General features: G+C 61.5%; 14 protein-coding genes. 1 reads left to right on the forward strand and 13 read right to left on the reverse strand.

Translation table 11 applies throughout. From position 1 onward, the window contains the following. Window positions 1–2: 2 nt before the first annotated feature. Genes trpC through M1E16_RS24880 form a run of 3 tightly spaced genes read right to left on the reverse strand, consistent with a single transcriptional unit; the run spans window position 3 to window position 2,488 of the window. The gene (gene trpC, locus M1E16_RS24870; RefSeq protein ID WP_458128614.1) at window positions 3–839 is read right to left on the reverse strand and encodes an indole-3-glycerol phosphate synthase TrpC; all 837 of its coding nucleotides are present in this window, start codon (window positions 837–839) and stop codon (window positions 3–5) included. Next, a complete protein-coding gene (trpD, locus tag M1E16_RS24875; RefSeq protein WP_434571441.1) occupies window positions 836–1,885 on the reverse strand; it encodes an anthranilate phosphoribosyltransferase in 1,050 nt (349 codons plus the stop codon). Before trpD ends, trpC begins: the two co-directional genes overlap by 4 nt. Window positions 1,886–1,894: 9 nt before the next feature. Beyond that, window positions 1,895–2,488, reverse strand: coding sequence for an aminodeoxychorismate/anthranilate synthase component II (locus tag M1E16_RS24880; protein WP_018928869.1), 594 nt, complete (start codon window positions 2,486–2,488; stop codon window positions 1,895–1,897). 413 nt (window positions 2,489–2,901) lie between these two features. Here M1E16_RS24880 and estP point away from each other — a divergent pair, with 413 nt between their 5' ends. After that, on the forward strand, window positions 2,902–4,809 hold the full coding sequence (gene estP, locus M1E16_RS24885) for an esterase EstP (protein WP_458128615.1): 1,908 nt from the start codon (window positions 2,902–2,904) through the stop codon (window positions 4,807–4,809). Window positions 4,810–4,949: 140 nt separating this feature from the next. On the opposite strand, the gene trpE is transcribed toward estP, so the two are convergent. From trpE to M1E16_RS24935, 10 genes are all read right to left on the reverse strand, one after another. Next, window positions 4,950–6,431 (reverse strand): anthranilate synthase component I, encoded by a 1,482-nt coding sequence (trpE, locus tag M1E16_RS24890; protein WP_458128616.1) that lies wholly within the window; start codon window positions 6,429–6,431, stop codon window positions 4,950–4,952. Between the two features lie 70 nt (window positions 6,432–6,501). After that, window positions 6,502–7,320: a phosphoglycolate phosphatase gene (locus tag M1E16_RS24895; protein WP_458128617.1), complete on the reverse strand. Its 819-nt coding sequence runs from the start codon at window positions 7,318–7,320 to the stop codon at window positions 6,502–6,504. Then, window positions 7,317–7,991, reverse strand: coding sequence for a ribulose-phosphate 3-epimerase (rpe, locus tag M1E16_RS24900; RefSeq protein ID WP_458128618.1), 675 nt, complete (start codon window positions 7,989–7,991; stop codon window positions 7,317–7,319). The genes M1E16_RS24895 and rpe overlap by 4 nt, the downstream gene beginning before the upstream one ends. A 78-nt stretch (window positions 7,992–8,069) precedes the next feature. Next, on the reverse strand, window positions 8,070–9,218 hold the full coding sequence (locus tag M1E16_RS24905) for an iron-containing alcohol dehydrogenase (RefSeq protein ID WP_434627729.1): 1,149 nt from the start codon (window positions 9,216–9,218) through the stop codon (window positions 8,070–8,072). 204 nt (window positions 9,219–9,422) lie between these two features. Next, the gene (locus M1E16_RS24910) at window positions 9,423–10,247 is read right to left on the reverse strand and encodes an ABC transporter permease (RefSeq protein WP_305498415.1); all 825 of its coding nucleotides are present in this window, start codon (window positions 10,245–10,247) and stop codon (window positions 9,423–9,425) included. Between the two features lie 12 nt (window positions 10,248–10,259). Continuing rightward, window positions 10,260–11,510 carry an ABC transporter permease gene (locus M1E16_RS24915; RefSeq protein ID WP_434655234.1) on the reverse strand — a complete coding sequence of 417 codons (1,251 nt, stop codon included), beginning with the start codon at window positions 11,508–11,510 and terminating at the stop codon, window positions 10,260–10,262. A 226-nt stretch (window positions 11,511–11,736) separates the two neighbouring features. Then, window positions 11,737–12,780, reverse strand: coding sequence for an ABC transporter substrate-binding protein (locus M1E16_RS24920; protein ID WP_003206153.1), 1,044 nt, complete (start codon window positions 12,778–12,780; stop codon window positions 11,737–11,739). Window positions 12,781–12,830: 50 nt separating this feature from the next. Next, window positions 12,831–13,955, reverse strand: a complete 1,125-nt coding sequence (locus M1E16_RS24925) for an ABC transporter ATP-binding protein (RefSeq protein WP_305498413.1) — start codon at window positions 13,953–13,955, stop codon at window positions 12,831–12,833. Window positions 13,956–14,315: 360 nt separating this feature from the next. Continuing rightward, entirely contained in the window at window positions 14,316–14,945 is a 630-nt protein-coding gene (locus tag M1E16_RS24930; protein ID WP_003206156.1) for a response regulator, read from the reverse strand. Between the two features lie 123 nt (window positions 14,946–15,068). Then, complete coding sequence (locus tag M1E16_RS24935) at window positions 15,069–17,462, reverse strand: PAS domain-containing sensor histidine kinase (RefSeq protein WP_458128619.1); 2,394 nt, start codon at window positions 17,460–17,462, stop codon at window positions 15,069–15,071. Between the last annotated feature and the right edge of the window lie 38 nt (window positions 17,463–17,500).

Below are 17,500 nucleotides of genomic sequence, written 5' to 3' on the forward strand. Positions count from 1 at the left end.
ATTCAGTCCAGCGTCGAGCCGGTTACCGGAACGCCGCGCTCGGGGAAAAACAAGCGCTGCAGTTCTGTACCCGGGCTTTCGGCCCGCATGAAAGCCTCGCCAACCAGGAATGAATACACATCGCTGACTTCCATCAACTCGACATCGGCTCGGTTGAGAATGCCGCTCTCGGTGATGACCAGGCGATCACGTGGAATTCGCGGCAACAGGTCAAGAGTGGTTTCCAGGCTGACTTCAAACGTATGCAGGTTGCGGTTATTCACGCCGACCAGCTTGGTATCCAGAGTTTTCAGGGCGCGCTCCAGCTCGTCGCCGTCGTGGACTTCCACCAACACATCCAGGCCCACCTCTTTAGCGACTGCTGCCAGCTCGGCCATTTTCACGTCATCCAGGGCGGAAACGATCAACAGCACGCAATCGGCACCCAAGGCCCGCGCCTCGACGATCTGGTACGGATCGATCATGAAATCCTTGCGGATCACCGGCAGCTTGCACGCCGCCCGCGCCTGTTTTAGATAGTCATCGGCGCCTTGGAAAAAATCGACGTCGGTGAGCACCGAAAGGCAGGTCGCACCGCCCTTCTCGTAGCTCCTGGCGATGTCGGCGGGGACGAAGTCCTCACGGATCACACCTTTGCTGGGGGACGCCTTCTTGATTTCGGCGATGACTGCAGGCTGCTTTTTCTTCGCCTGATCGATCAGCGCCTGGGCAAAGCCGCGAGGCGCGTCTGCTGAACGTGCAAGACTTTCCAACTCGGCGAGGCTGACCCGGGCCCGGCGCTCGGCCACTTCTTCAGCCTTGCGAGCCAGAATGTTTTCCAGAACCGTTGGCACGCTCATCCTTCATTCTCCACTTTGAATACGGCGGTAAACGCGCCCAATTCTTCCAGTTTTTCCCGGGCCAGGCCGGTGTGCAACGCATCATGCGCGAGCTCGACACCTTGCTTGAGGCTGCTGGCGTGATCGGCGGCATACAACGCGGCGCCCGCGTTGAGCATGATCATTTCCGCAGCCTTCTGGCCATTCTCGGTTTTACGCCGCCCCAAGGCATCGCGGATCAACTCAAGTGACTGGGCTGGCCCATCCACCGCCAGTCCATGCAGGCTCTGGCTCTTCATGCCGAGATCTTCAGGTTCGACCCAATATTCGGTGATCTGATCATTTTTTAGCTCGGCCACGAAAGTAGGCGCCGCCAGGCTGAATTCATCCAGGCCGTCTTTTGAATGGACGACCAGCACGTGCTTGCTACCTAAACGTTGCAGGACCTCTGCCAATGGCCGGCACAGCGCCTGGCTGAACACGCCGACCACTTGATGCTTCACACCGGCCGGATTCGTAAGCGGGCCGAGCATGTTGAACAGCGTACGCAAGCCCAGCTCGCGACGCGGCGCCGCGGCATATTTCATGGCGCTGTGGTGGGTCTGGGCAAACATGAAGCCGATGCCGACGCTATCGATGCAACGAGCCACCTGGACCGACGTCAGGTTGAGGTAGATACCGGCGGCTTCGAGCAGATCGGCGCTGCCGCTCTTGCCCGACACCGCACGATTGCCATGCTTGGCGACCGTGCAGCCGGCCGCCGCAACGACAAATGCCGAGGCGGTGGAAACGTTGAAGATATTGGCACCATCACCACCGGTCCCGACGACATCCACTACACCGTCGAGGGTCTTGAGTTCGACCTTGTCCGCCAACTCGCGCATGGTCGTGACCGCACCGACTATCTCGTCGATGCTCTCGCTCTTCATGCGCATGGCCATCATGAACGCGCCAATCTGCGCGTCCGTGCACTGGCCAGTCATGATCTCCCGCATCACGTCGCGCATCTCGTCGGTGCTCAGGTCGAGCTGGCCGACGATACGGTTCAGGGCTGTCTTGATGTCCATGGAGAGTCCTTAGCGCGTGCCGCCGGTTTGTTTGAGGAAGTTGGCGAACAGTTCGTGGCCCTGCTCGGTGAGGATAGACTCGGGGTGAAATTGCACACCCTCGATGTTTAACGTCTTGTGACGCAGACCCATGATTTCGTCCACCGAGCCGTCTTCGAGCTGGGTCCAGGCGGTCAGCTCAAGGCAGTCGGGCAGGGTTTCGCGCTTGACGATCAACGAGTGGTAGCGGGTGACGGTAAGCGGGCGATTCAAGCCTTCGAACACGCCCTTGTCTTCATGGAATACCGGGCTGGTCTTGCCGTGCATCACCTGGCGGGCCCGCACGACATCGCCACCGAACGCCTGGCCGATCGACTGGTGCCCCAGGCAGACGCCGAGAATCGGCAGCTTGCCGGCAAAATATTTGATGGCTTCGATGGAGATGCCCGCTTCGGTCGGCGTGCAAGGGCCGGGCGAGACGACGATGCGTTCGGGCTTGAGGGCCTCGATTTCGGCAATGGTCAGCTCATCGTTGCGCACGACCTTGACCTCGGAGCCCAGCTCGCCGAGGTACTGCACAACGTTGTAAGTAAAAGAGTCGTAGTTATCGATCATCAGCAACATGGCGTAAACAACCTATTGAATACACTGACTTGGAATACAGCCTTCGAAGAGTGACCCGCACGGTGCTGCGCTGGACAGGCGAATGATGCGCCTGCGAAGCGGTTTCCAAACGGGTAAAGAAGGCAAATCGGTACAGGTCCGGCGAGGCCGGCATGGAGCGTTCAGGCGCGCCAACGCCAACGGGCGTGAGCCTTGATCAATTGATTCAGAAGTTTGCTGACAATCGACACGGGGGAAGTCTCGTTCATACGTTCCGGCACAGTAACTTAGCTGGGCGGAGCACGCAATAAGACGGACCCGAAGGGCCCGCAAACAATCTCTACGCTCCGGGATTGGGTGGCAGACCGCCGGAAGCTTTTGGTACTGTCGTTTCGTTTCTTCCGATAAAAAACAAGATTGAAAAGGACCTTCTCATGATCAAGCCGACGTTGTTCATCCCCATCGCCAGCTGCCTGCTGACCATGGCCTGCGCTCAGGCGATTGCCGCCCCCAATCCCTACTCCAATTTCATCGTGTTCGGCGACAGTCTAAGCGACGCCGGTCAGTTCACCGATCCCGACGGCCCGCCCGGCTCAACCTTGCGTTTTACCAACCGCACCGGCCCGGTCTACCTGGATGGCAGCGGCGAAGCCTATTCTGCAAACGCGACCCAACTGCTCGGTGGGCGGTTGGGCTTTTCCGCCGATGAAACCGCCGCGTCCACTTCGGCAGTGCGTGCCCGCGAAGGGCTGGCGGACGGCAACAACTGGGCTGTAGGCGGTTATCGTACCGATCAGATACTGGAATCGATCACCAATATTTCCGCCACTGGCGAGCGCAGCCGGGCCGGTTATCTGCCCGCCAATGGCCTGCGTGCCGACCCGAATGCGCTGTATTACTTCTCCGGTGGCGGCAATGATTTTCTTCAAGGCAGAGTGTTGAGCATCGCCCAGGCGGATGCCGCCGCGGACCGCCTGGCTGACAGCGTGCAAGTGCTGCAAACCGCCGGAGCCCGCTATGCGATGGTCTGGTTGCTGCCGGACCTGGGCCTGACGCCGGCCCTCAATAGCACCCCCTTGCAGGGAACGGTCTCGCTGCTCAGCAATCGGTTCAACCAGCAACTGGTCACACGGCTGCAGGGCATCGATGCCGAAATCATTCCGCTGAACGTTCCGCTATTGCTGCAGGAAACCTTTGCCGATCCTGGACGATTCGGCCTTGCCACCGGCGAGAACCTTACTGCCACTTGCTTCAGCGGCAACAGCTGTACGGAAAACCCTACCTACGGCATCAACAGCGCCACGCCTGATCCGAGCAAGCTGATCTACAACGATGCGGTTCACCCCACCGAAACCGGGCAGAAGCTGATTGCCGACTATGCCTATTCCCTGCTCGCAGCGCCGTGGGAACTGACCTTGCTGCCGGAAATGGCCCACTCGACCTTGCGCGCCCACCAAGATGAATTGCGCAGCCAATGGCAATCGGACTGGGAGGATTGGCAGGCGGTAGGTCAATGGCGGGCGATTGTTGCCGGCGGCGGCCAGCATCTGGACATTGATAGCCAAGGCAGCGGTGCAAGCGCCGACGGCAGTGGCTACAACCTGAACATCGGCGGCAGTTACCGCCTCAACGAAGCCTGGCGCATCGGCGTGGCCGCCGGTCTGTACCGCCAGGACATGGACGCAGGCCGCAACGATTCGAACTACAAGCTCAACAGCTACCTCGCCACCGCGTTCGCCCAGTTCCAGCAGAACCGCTGGTGGGCCGATGCCGCGCTGACCGGCGGCAAGCTCGACTACGACAACCTGGAGCGCAAATTCGACCTGGGCGTCAGCCAGGCGCAGGAAAAAGGCGATACCGACGGCCATCTCTGGGCATTCAGCACGCGCGTAGGCTACGACATTGCCCAGCCGGGCAGCCAATGGCACCTGTCACCGTTTGTCAGCGCCGATTATGCGAAGGTCGAGGTCGATGGTTACTCGGAACAGGGCAGCCGCTCCACGGCGCTGACTTTCGACGACCAGACCCGCGATTCAAAACGTCTGGGCATCGGCTTGCAGGGCAAATACAACTTTACCCGCCAGACCCAGGTGTATGGGGAGTATGCCCACGAGCGCGAGTATGAGGACGATACGCAAAAGGTGAACATCGCCCTCAACAGCTTGCCGGTCAATGACTTCACGCTGGAGGGCTACACCCCACAAAGCCACCTCAATCGCCTGAGCCTGGGGATCAGCCACAAGTTGACCAGCGATCTGGCGTTGCGGGGCGGTTATACGTTGCGCAAGGATGATGATTTCACCCAGCAAGGGGTGAGCCTGGGGGTCAGCCTGGACTTTTGACGCGGCCTCTGTGGGAGCGAGCTTGCTCGCGATGGCGGACTGTCAGTCAACCTATTGGTTGAGCCTTAGGGCCTCATCGCGAGCAAGCTCGCTCCCACATGGACCAAGTTGCCCTCGCCACAGTTGTTCGGCAAAAGCCTTCAGTCGTTCGAGGTCTGCTCGGCCAGGGCTACGGCACGGAACATTGCCCGACGCTTGTTCAGGGTTTCCTCCCATTCCAGCGCGGGCACCGAGTCGGCGACGATGCCGCCGCCAGCCTGCACGTGCAGTTCACCGTTCTTGATCACGGCGGTGCGGATGGCGATGGCCGTGTCCATGTTGCCGTTCCAGGCGAAGTAGCCGACGGCTCCGCCGTACACACCGCGCTTGACCGGCTCCAGCTCGTCGATGATTTCCATGGCGCGGATCTTCGGCGCGCCAGACAAAGTGCCCGCCGGCAGGATCGCTCGCAAGGCGTCCATCGCCGTCAACCCGGCCTTCAATTGCCCGGTGACGTTGGACACGATGTGCATCACGTTGGAGTAGCGCTCGATGACCATTTTCTCGGTGAGCTTTACCGAGCCCACTTCGGAAACCCGGCCAGTGTCGTTGCGCCCCAGATCGATCAGCATCAGGTGCTCGGCGATTTCCTTGGCATCTGACAACAGGTCCTCTTCCAGCGCCCGGTCCGCTTCCTCCGTGGCGCCGCGTGGCCGTGTGCCGGCGATCGGCCGCACGGTGATCAGGTTTTCCTCGACCCTCACCAGCACCTCGGGCGAACTGCCCACGACATGGAAGTCACCGAAGTTGAAGAAATACATGTAAGGCGTCGGGTTGAAACAGCGCAGCGCCCGGTACAGATCGATCGGCGCAGCCTTGAAGTCGATCGACATCCGTTGCGACGGCACGACCTGCATGCAATCGCCGGCCAGGATGTATTCCTTGATGGTGTCGACGGCTTTTTCGTAGTCACCCTGGGTGAAACTGGAACGGAACACCGGGTCGGCAGCCGACTGCTTGCTGAAGTCCAGGCCGGGACGCGGGGTGATCGGCTGGCGGAGTTTTTCCAGCAACGTCTGAAGGCTTTGTTGACCTTGCTCGTAGGCATCTTCACGGGACGGATCGGCCAGGACGATGGCGTGCATCTTGCCGGCGAGATTGTCGAAGACCACCACCGCATCGGAGACCATCAGCAGAATGTCCGGCACACCCAGCGGATCGGGGTTCGGACAGGTGCCCAGGCGTTTTTCCACATAGCGCACGCAGTCGTAGCCGAAATAACCCACCAGGCCGCCGTTGAAACGTGGCAGGCCGGGGATGGTCGGGACGTTGTAGCGGGCCTTGAAGGATTCAACGAACGCGAGCGGATCCTCGACTTCGTGGCTTTCGATTTCGACGCCATCGTAGGTCACGCTGATGCGATGGTCATGGACTCGCAGCACGGTGCGGCACGGCAGGCCGATCATGGAATAGCGACCCCATTTTTCCCCACCTTGCACCGATTCGAGCAAGTAGGAATTGGGTTGGTCGGCCAACTTGAGGTAGATCGACAGCGGCGTGTCGAAGTCGGCCAGGGTTTCGCAGGCAAGCGGGATGCGGTTGTAGCCGGCAGCGGCTAGACGCAGAAATTCTTCGCGGATCATGGGGTGCCTCGTGGCAAGAGGAGCTGACAGTCAGGTATGCAAACGCGCCGGATAACCGGCCAGGATCACGTCAGGCGCGCCAACGCCAGCGGGCCAGGGCCTTCATGACTTTCATCCAGAGTTTGCGAGTGACCACCACGATGGCGTTTCCAGAAGAGGATTGAACAGCGTCGGGCAACGTTATCTCAGCGGCCGGGTCCAGGCAACCGGGAATTAGCAGGCGCAGATCATCAATCACCAATGTCGGAAATTCCTCGGCTATCGGTCGGCCATGATTGTAGCCGTAGCTCAGGGCAACACATTTGACCCCCGCGGCTTTCGCCGCCAGCACGTCGCTGCGCGAGTCGCCGACAAACAACGATTGGGACGCCGGGACGTTGGCCATTTTCATGACAAAGAACAGCGCGGCCGGGTCGGGCTTTTTCTGTGGCAAGGTGTCGCCGCCGATGATCCAGCGGAAATAACGGCCGATCTTCATCTGATCCAGCAGCGGCGCGACAAAACGCTCCGGCTTGTTGGTGATCAGCGCCATTTCCACGCCCTGCTTGTGCAACCATTTGAGGGTGGAGCGCACGCCCGGATAAACCACGGTCAGTTCGTGGTTGCCTTCATAGGCTTCGTTGAACAGCTCCAGTGCCCGCTCGGCCTCGACCTCATCAACGCCCTGGGCATCAATGTGATTGGCCAGGGCCCGGCGCACCAGCATCGGCGCGCCGTTGCCGACCCACTGGCGCACAGCGTCGATGCCCGCAGGCGGACGCCCGAGTTGGAGCAGCATATTGTCCACGGCGGCCGCCAGGTCCGGGACCGAGTCGACGAGCGTGCCGTCGAGATCGAACATCACCAGACGCGGCAGGCTGCCGGGAAACAGCTGCTCGAAGCCGCTCATGGACGTGCCAGGGCCAGTTCGGCGCGCATCTTTTCGATCACTGCCTGGTAGTCCGGTGCGTTGAAGATCGCCGAACCGGCGACAAAGGTGTCGGCACCGGCCGCGGCGATTTCGCGGATGTTGTTCACGTTCACGCCGCCGTCGATTTCCAGGCGGATATCCCGGCCCGAGGCATCGATCAGGGCGCGGGCTTCGCGCAGCTTGTCGAGCGTGCCCGGAATGAACTTCTGCCCGCCGAAACCCGGGTTGACGCTCATCAGCAGAACCATGTCGACCTTGTCCATCACGTACTTGAGTACGTCCAGGGGCGTGGCCGGGTTGAACACCAGGCCGGCCTTGCAGCCGCCTTCGCGGATCAATTGCAGGGAGCGGTCGACGTGCAGCGTGGCTTCCGGGTGGAAAGTGATGTAGGTGGCACCGGCCTCGATGAAATCACCGACGATGCGATCCACCGGACTGACCATCAGGTGCGCATCGATTGGCGCGGTGACGCCGTATTTGCGCAACGCCGCGCAAACCATCGGGCCGATGGTCAGGTTGGGTACGTAGTGGTTGTCCATGACATCGAAGTGGACGATGTCGGCCCCGGCGGCCAGAACGTTATCCACTTCCTCGCCCAGGCGGGCGAAGTCGGCGGAGAGAATCGACGGAGCAATAGCGAAGGGCTGCATGACGCACCTGTTTTGAGCGAAATCACGATGGCGCGCATTGTATACCTCAAGATTTGGCGCGCCCACCGTGACGCGCGATCAATACGCCGCTCGGTAGATCTTCTCGATATCGCCGGCGCTCAGCTTGCGCGGGTTGTTGCGCATCAGCCGCTCTATACCCGCCGCCTCCGCCGCCATGGACGGAATCACCTCCTCGGTGACGCCTAGGCCACTCAGGCCCTTGGGAATTTCAACCGCGGCACACAACGCGGCCATGGCCTCCACGGCCTCGTCCGCGGCTTCGATATCACTCAAATGAGCCGTCTTGATGCCCATGGCTTCGGCAATATCGCGCATGCGCTCGACGCAGGCCATCTTGTTCCAGTGCATGACATACGGCAGCAACAAGGCATTGGCGACGCCATGAGAGACATGGAAACGCCCGCCCAGCGGATAGGCCAGTGCATGCACGGCGCCGACCCCGGCATTGCCGAACGCCATACCGGCCATCAGGCTGGCGGTGGCCATGTCTTCACGGGCCTGCAAGTGGGACGGGTTGGCGTAGGCCTTGGGCAAGGCGCGGGTGATCAGCTTGATCGCGCCGATGGCCAGGGCATCGGTGATCGGCGAGGCGTTGAGTGACAGGTACGACTCGATGGCGTGCACCAACGCATCAACGCCGCTGGCGGCGGTCACGCTGCGCGGACACGTCAGGGTCATCTGCGGGCTGACCAGCGCCACGTCCGGCAGCAGGAAATCACTGACGATGCCCTTTTTCAGCTGTGCGGCCTTGTCAGAGAGGATCGCCACGTTGGTGACTTCCGAACCGGTACCGGCGGTGGTGGGAATGGCAATCATGGGCGGACCTTTGCGCGGCACCTGATCGACACCGAACATATCCTGCAACTCACCGTGGTAACCGGCATAGACGCCCACACACTTGGCAATGTCGATGGCGCTGCCGCCACCCAGGCCGATGAGGCCGTCATGCCCGCCGTCGCGGTAGGCTTGCATGCAATCTTCGACGATGGCGATTTCCGGGTCGGGCATGACCCGGTCGAAAATCTCGTAGTCGCGCCCGCCCAAATGCTGCAGCGCCAACTCCACGGTGCCCGACTTGACCAGCGCCGCGTCCGTGACGATCAACGGGTTATCGACATCCAGCCGTGTCAGCTCCGCCGCCAGTTGCTCGATGGCAGCGGCGCCGGTGATCAGTTTGTGGGCGATCTTGAATGAGGAAAGACTCATGTGCGCGGCCTCTTGTTCGAGTGGGGGCTGGCACAAGGATAGCTCGGTATTGGGGGGTGGTCTGTCATTCAGCTTATGAATGCACCGAGGAGCGGATGTGGGAGCGAGCCTGCTCGCGAAAGCGGACCGTCAGTCAACAATTATGTCGACTGGTACACCGCATTCGCGAGCAGGCTCGCTCCCACACTGGTTTTGCAGGGGGCCTCAGACTTGGGTCGTACGCAGCTTCTCGCTACGCCCACGCAGCCATTCCAGCGTCAGCAGCAGGATCACCGAGAAGGCGATCAACAACGTAGCCGCGGCGGCGATGGTCGGGCTCAGGTTCTCGCGAATACCGCTGAACATCTGCCGTGGCAGGGTCGCTTGCTCCGGGCCGGCCAGGAACAGGGTCACCACCACTTCATCAAACGAAGTCGCGAAGGCGAACAACGCACCAGAGATGACGCCCGGCGCGATCAACGGCAAGGTCACGCGACGGAACGCGGTCAATGGCGAAGCCCCGAGGCTGGCAGCAGCGCGAACCAGGTTGTGGTTGAACCCTTGCAAGGTCGCCGAGACGGTGATAATGACGAACGGTACGCCGAGCACCGCATGGACGATGATCAGCGAGAAGAAGCTGTTGCCCATCCCCAATGGCGCGAAAAACAGGTAGCTCGCGACACCGATAATCACCACCGGCACCACCATGGGCGAAATCACCAGGGCCATCACCAGCGCCTTGCCCGGGAAATCACCACGAGTCAGGCCGATCGCCGCCAGCGTACCGAAGATCATCGCCAGCAGCGTTGCCGCCGGGGCCACGATGATGCTGTTCTTCAACGCCCGCATCCACTCGGCCGAAGCGAAGAAATCGTGGTACCACTGCAACGAAAAGCCCTGCAGCGGATAGACCAGGAAGCTGCCCGAGTTGAACGACAACGGAATGATCACCAGCACCGGCAGGATCAGGAACAACAGGATCAGCCCGCAGAGTATGCGCAAGCTGTAGAACCAAACCCGCTCGACGGGGGACATGTAAGGACTCAGCATTTCGATCTCCCCTTAGCTCAGGCGCAGGCGACTGGCGCCCACCAGCCAGCTGTAAATCAGATAAAGCACGATGGTCGCCAGCAACAGCAATCCGCCGAGCGCCGTGGCCATGCCCCAGTTGATACTGGTGTTGGTGTAGAACGCGACGAAGTAGCTGACCATCTGGTCGTTCGGGCTGCCCAGCAGTGCCGGGGTGATGTAGTAGCCGATGGCGAGGATGAACACCAACAGGCACCCGGCACCTACGCCGGCGTAGGTCTGCGGGAAATACACCCGCCAGAAACTGGCGAACGGGTGGCAGCCCAGGGAGATCGCCGCCCGCATGTAGGTGGGCGAGATGCCCTTCATCACGCTGTAGATCGGCAGGATCATGAACGGCAGAAGGATGTGGACCATGGAGATGTACACGCCGGTGCGGTTGAACACCAGCTCCAGCGGTTTATCGATGACGCCCATGGCCATCAGCGCGCTGTTGATCAATCCGCCCGATTGCAGCAGCACGATCCACGCCGCCACCCGCACCAGGATCGAGGTCCAGAACGGCAGCAGCACGAGGATCATCAACAGGTTGCTCTGGCGTGACGGCAGGTTCGCCAGCAGATAGGCCAGCGGATAGGCCAGCACCAGACAGATGGCGGTAATCACCAGGCCCATCCAGAAAGTACGGGTGAAAATATCCAGGTAGATCGCCTGGTCGGGGGTGGCCGGGGCCAGTTCACCTAGATCGTCGATGCGGTGATCGACGGCCGCCAGCAGGTAGTAAGGCGTGACATTGCTGGTGTTGCGCCGGATCACCTGCCAGTACGCGGGGTCACCCCAGCGTTCGTCGAGGCTCTCCAGTGCTTCTTTATAAGAGACCGGCTCGGTGGCGAACGGCAGCGCGCGAGCAGTCTTGGTCAGCAGGCTGCGGTAGCCGGCCAGTTCCATGTTCAGGCGCTTGGACAAATCGCCCAGGGTCTGATTCTTGCGGGCTTCGGCCAGATCTTCACTGGCAGCCTTGTACACCGGTTCGCTTGGCAAACCGCGTCCGTCCCATGCTGCGACGGCAGCGACAGTACGTGGCATGGCGCCCACCACTTCCGGGTTGCTGACGCTTTTGAACAGCAGCGCCACGATCGGCACCAGAAACACCAGCAACAGAAACAGCACCAGCGGCGCGATCAGGGCCTGGGCCTTCCAGCGGTTGAGCCGCTCGGCGCGCTTGAGTCGCTGCTTGAGGGTGGGGCTGGTGGTGCCCGCGTTCAGTGGAACGGCGATGGCCATGGCGAACTCCGCAAATCTCTTTGATCGTTACAGGGGCGGCGAGCCGCCTCTGTTCTTTTGAAACCGCAACCTGTGGTACGTGTGGTCGTGGCGAGGGAGCTTGCTCCCGCTGGGCCGTGAAGCGGCCCCAAAATTCTGTCGGCAATGCCAATTTTGTGAGTGCTGCGCACTCAAGCGGGAGCAAGCTCCCTCGCCACAAAAGCTCACCGCCACAGGAAGGCGCGGGTTACTTCGCCGCCCAGGAGTTGAAGCGCTGCTCCAGTTGCTCGCCGTTGTCGGCCCAGAAGCTGACGTCGATCTGCACCTGGTTGGCGATGTTTTCCGGGGTGGTCGGCATGTCTTTCAGCACATCCTTGGCCAGCAACGGCACGGCCTGGGTATTCGCCGGGCCGTAGGCGATGTTTTCCGAGTAGGTCTTCTGCTGCTGTGGCGCCACCGAGAAGGCGATGAATTTTTTCGCAGCTTCGGCGCGAGTCTTGTCCAGCCCACGCGGGATGGCCCAGGCGTCGAAGTCGTAAATGCCGCCGTTCCACACCACTTTCAGGTTGCTCTCTTTCTGTACCGCGGCGATCCGGCCGTTGTATGCAGAGCTCATGACCACGTCACCGGAAGCAAGGTATTGCGGTGGCTGGGCACCGGCTTCCCACCACTGGATGTTCGGCTTGAGCTCATCGAGCTTCTTGAACGCACGGTCCTGGCCGTCTTTGCCGGCCAGCACCTTGTAGACGTCCTTCGGCGCTACGCCGTCGGCCATCAAGGCGAATTCCAAGGTGTACTTGGCGCCCTTGCGCAGGCCGCGCTTGCCCGGGAATTGCTTGGTGTCCCAGAAGTCCGCCCAACTGGTCGGCGCGGTCTTCAGTTTGTCGGCGTTGTAGGCCAGCACGGTCGACCACACAAAGAAGCCCACGCCGCAAGGCTGAATGGCACCCTTGACGTAGTCTTCGGCCTTGCCGAACAGGGCCGGATCGAGTTGCTCGAACATGTCTTCGTCGCAACCACGGGACAATTCCGGCGACTCGACTTCAACCAGGTCCCACGAGACGCTCTTGGTGTCGACCATGGCCTTGACCTTGGCCATTTCACCGTTGTACTCGCCAGCCACGATCTTGCCGTTGCCGGCCGCTTCCCACGGTGCGTAGAAGGCTTTGACCTGAGCCGCCTTGTTCGCCCCGCCGAAAGACACCACGGTCAGGTCCGGGCCCGCCGCCATCGCGCTTGCCGCACCCATCATGCCCAGTGTCAGGGCTGTGAACTTCAGGGATCTCAACATTTATTGTTCTCTCCACGTGCAGGGTTGGTGTTGGTACAGCAGGGGGGCGATCAATTCGCCTCTAGAAGCGGATCGAGCGCACGTACGTGCTCGACCTGCCAGCCAAGCGGAACCACGTCCCCGACAGCAAGCCCGGGGTCGAGCTCGGCAATCGGTTGTTTCACGAAGAAGTCGTTCTTGCCGCAGACTTCGAGGCGAACCCGGACGTGGTCGCCCAGATAGATGAATTCCGCCACCCTCCCTGAGAAGCGGTTGATACATTGTTCGCTGGCGCCGTTGAGGCTCACCCGCTCCGGGCGGATCGACAAGGTCACGGGTTCGCCGGGCTTGCCGACATTGACCGCCAGGGCCTCGACCTTTTCGCCACGCCCCAGCTCCACCACGCAACGGTCACCGGTGTGACTGTGCAGACGGCCATTGAGGCGGTTGTTCTCGCCGATGAAGTTGGCGACGAAGGTGTTCTTCGGCTCCTCATAGAGCGTGCGCGGCGGGGCGATCTGCTGGATCTCGCCCTGGTGGAACACCGCCACGCGGTCGGACATGGTCAGGGCTTCCCCTTGGTCGTGCGTCACGTAGACCACGGTCACGCCCAGGCGCTGGTGCAGGTGTTTGATTTCCATCTGCATGTGTTCGCGCAATTGCTTGTCCAGTGCGCCGAGAGGTTCGTCCATCAGCACCAGTTGCGGCTCGAATACCAGCGCCCGGGCCAGGGCCACGCGCTGTTGCTGGCCGCCGGACAACTGTGCCGGATAACGCTGGGCGAAGGTGTCCAGTTGGACCATGCTCAAGACACGCTTGACCCGATCGCCGACGTCGCTTTTGTTCAGGCCACGGACGGTCAGCGGGAATGCCAGGTTTTCGGCGACGGTCATGTGCGGGAACAAGGCGTAGTTCTGGAACACCATGCCGATATCGCGCTTGTGCGGCGGCACATTGTTGATGGAGCGCCCGGCCAGCTGGATCTCGCCGGCGGTCGGGGTCTCGAAGCCTGCGAGCATCATCAGGCTGGTGGTCTTGCCGGAGCCGGAAGGCCCGAGCAGGGTCAGGAATTCGCCTTTGCGAATGTCCAGGTTGAGGTCCTTGACGATCAGGTTCTCGCCGTCGTAGCTCTTTTGCACACCACGAAAGCTGACCAGCACATCACTGGCCCCCGCGCTTGAATCCACCTGGCTCATACCCGCACCTTTTGTATTGATGACTGCTTGTGAGTCAAGCCTAGTGGAGCCCGACACCCACGCAAATCGGGCCGCAGGAGAGAATCGCCTCAGCCGGATGGAAGCGTCGGGGTAGGGATTGCCCTACAAGGATGGCGGGATTGGATAAGTGCGGCGGTGAGTTTCAAGCGGCGAGCTGCAAGCAGGGGCAAAGGCACTGTTGGGGTGTGTCGCAAACAGGTATGCCAACAGTTCACTCATGTGGGAGCGGGCTTGCTCGCGAAAGCGGTCTGACAGCCAAGCATTCGTCGACTGATACACCGCCTTCGCGAGCAAGCCCGCTCCCACACAGGCTCGCTCCCACCGGGAATGGCGGGAGGCTTAGAGCAACTTGTGCTCCATCGCGTATTTCACCAGCTCGGCCAACGAGGTGATGTTGAGCTTCTGCATCAGCCGCGCCTTGTGGGTGCTGATGGTCTTGCTGCTCAGGGCGAGTTGCTGGGCGATGTCGTTGACGTTGGCGCCTTGGGCCAGGCGTTCGAAAACCGAGAATTCACGCTCCGACAGCAGGGAGTGCAGCGGCCGTGTGTCGGTCAGGCCCACTTCGAAGACCATGCGGTCGGCAAGGTCCGGGTCAATGTAGCGTCCGCCCGCCGCGACCTTGCGGATCGCCATGAGCAGCAAAGCAGGATCGCTGTCTTTGGTGGCGTAGCCAGCGGCGCCGACTTTCAAGGCCCGGGCGGCCATTTGCGCCTCGTCATGCATCGACAACACCAGGATGGCCGGCGGATTGTTCAGCGCACGGATCCGTGGGATTGCCTCAAGGCCGTTGACGCCCGGCATGGAAATATCCAGCAGCACCACTTCGCAAGGCACGTGGCGCAGGGTCTCGAGCAGCTGTTCGCCATTGCTCGCCTCCCCTACCACCACCAGATCCTTGGCCAGACCGATCAATTGCTTGATGCCTTCGCGGACGATGGTGTGGTCTTCAGCTACCAGTACACGGATCACGGCTCTTCTCCAGATTCAGAATCTCATCGCGAGCAGGCTCGCTCCCACATTGATTGAGGCGTACACAAACCTTGTGGGAGCGAGCCTGCTCGCGATGGCGTCAGCCCAGGCAACAGAAAACCATCAGGCCTCACCCAAAGGCACCCGCACCGACAAGGTCGTCCCCTCCCCCGGCTCACTGTCCAGGGTCAATTGCCCGCCCATGATCAGCACCCGCTCACGCATGCCGACCAGGCCAAAGGACGTTGGCCGGCCCGTATCGGCAATAAATCCTACACCGTCGTCGCTGACCGTCAGACATAAATCAGCGCCTTGTTGAGCCAACGTCAACTCCACAGTATGCGCCTGGGCATGGCGCATCACATTGGTCAGTGCTTCCTGGAGAACCCTGAACAGGCCGATGGCCTTGGCGTCGCTCAACGCCGGCAGGTTGTCTGGCACCTGCACCAGGCACGGAATCTGTGTGCGCGCCTCGAAGCGGCGGGCCTGCCATTCGATGGCCGAGGCAATACCGGCATCGAGGATCGGCGGGCGCAACGCCGTCGCCACGTCCCGCACCAATTGGAACAACTGGGCAATCAGGCGCTTCATGCTGTTGAGCCGTTCTTGCAGGCCCGGGTCAAGTTGCGCGTAGGCCAGTTCGCACATCGACGTCTCCAGCTTCAACACCGTGAGCATTTGCCCCAGTTCGTCGTGGACTTCCCGCGCAATGCGCGCCTTCTCTTCTTCCCGTACGCTTTCCAGGTGCGCCGACAGTTCACGCAACTGCTCCCGGGAACTGGCCAATTCCAGCTCGACACGTTTGCTTTCGGTGATATCCCAGACAATGCCGTCCCAGACATAGGCGCCATCTTCGAGCCGACGCGTGATCGCCTTGATCTCGGCCCAGCGCTCCTGGCCTTCGCGAGTCAGGATGCGGCCTTGCCAGGACCAATCGCTGTCACTGTCCAGCGCCTGGTCCTGGGTGCGGTGATAATCGGCCTTGTCCTGCGGGTGCACCAGGCTGCGCAGCCCGGTATCGCTGCGGGCCAGTACCGCCGGGGCGTAGCCCACCAGGCTTTCGCTGCCTTCGCTGATATAGGCAAAGTCGATCTGGCCGGTCACCGGTGCCCGCTCCAGGCGAAAGACCAGGCCCGGCACATTGGCGGCGATGCCCTGCAGCCGCGCTTCGCTTTCACGCAGGGCTGCCAGCGCGCGGCGGCGCTCGGTTACATCATTGAGGTAGACCACCAGGTATTCCGCGTCACGAAAACGCAGGAAACTCAGGGAAACGTCCGCCGGCAGGATACTGCCATCGGCCCGCACGCATTCGGTTTCGAAACTCTGCGGTCCATCTTCGCTGGCACGGGCGCGCTTCCACAGGTTGAGCCAACGGTCCATGTGCAGGCCCGGTTCGAAGTCGATCAGCGGCCGATCGATGATCGCGCCTGGCGCATAACCCAGCATGGTTTCGGCGGCGCGATTGGCGTAGCGCACATGGCTGTCCCAATTCACCCAGAGGATCCCGACCGTGCTTTGATCGATGGAAAATTGCGTCAGGCGCAAGGCTTCTTCACTGGCGGCGCGCTGGGCGATGTCCTCGCGCGCCGAGCGCAGGCGACGTTCCAGCCCGCGTTGCTGGCGGCGCTGCCAGAACACGATGGAGACACTGCACAGCAACAAGGCGAGCATCAGCAGGGTCAGGTTCTGCCAGAAGCCAGGCGTCTCGGTCAGGCGTGGGTATTTGGGCTTGATCCAGCGGTTGTGCAGTTGCTCCAGCTCCTTGGCGGGAATCGCCTGCAAGCCCTTGTCGACGATTTCGGCCAACTGCGGCCAGTCCCGGCGCGTGGCGACCCTGAGCAGTTGCGGCAGGCCGATGTCTCCCACCACCACCAATCCGGAAAACTCCGGCTCGACCATCAGGCGCCCCAGCTGCGCCTCGTCGATCACGGCGTAGCGTGCCTGCTGGCTCAATAGAAGCTGCAGGGCCTGGCGCTCCATCGGCACGCCTTGCAGATTCAGCATCGGGTAGTTGCTGCGCAAGTAATCGGCCGTGACGCTGGGCATGCGCACGACAACCCGGGCCTGGGGGTCGAGCTTCTCCAACTCCACGCCTTCGGCGCCCTTCTGCTCGCCCACGATCAACTGCGGCACACGCATGTAAGGGTCGGAAAACTGCCAGAGCCGCAGGCCGGCCGGGGTCTGGGTCAAGCCCGGCGCGACATCCACTTCGCCGTTGCGCACCGCGGCTTCGAGTTGCGCGACATCCTGGAAGTTGCGCCAGGTCAGCTCGACGTTCAATGCCTTGGCCAGCCATTGCATCAGTTCGACGTGGGTGCCGGACAGACGCTGCAAGCGCCGGTCGTATTGTGCGTAGGGCGCCTGCAACACCAGGCCGACGCGCAACTGCGGATGCTCCGCCAACCATTGGCGCTGGTCCGCGCTCAACTGCACCGCCTGCGCCTGTGGCGCGGGTGCAGCCCACGCCATCAAGGGAAGCCATAGACAGCCGATAACCCACAGGCAAACACGCATCATCGAAATCTCACGCACTGACAAATACTGACCAACCCATT

It is taken from the genome of Pseudomonas sp. Z2-11 (assembly GCF_054161305.1).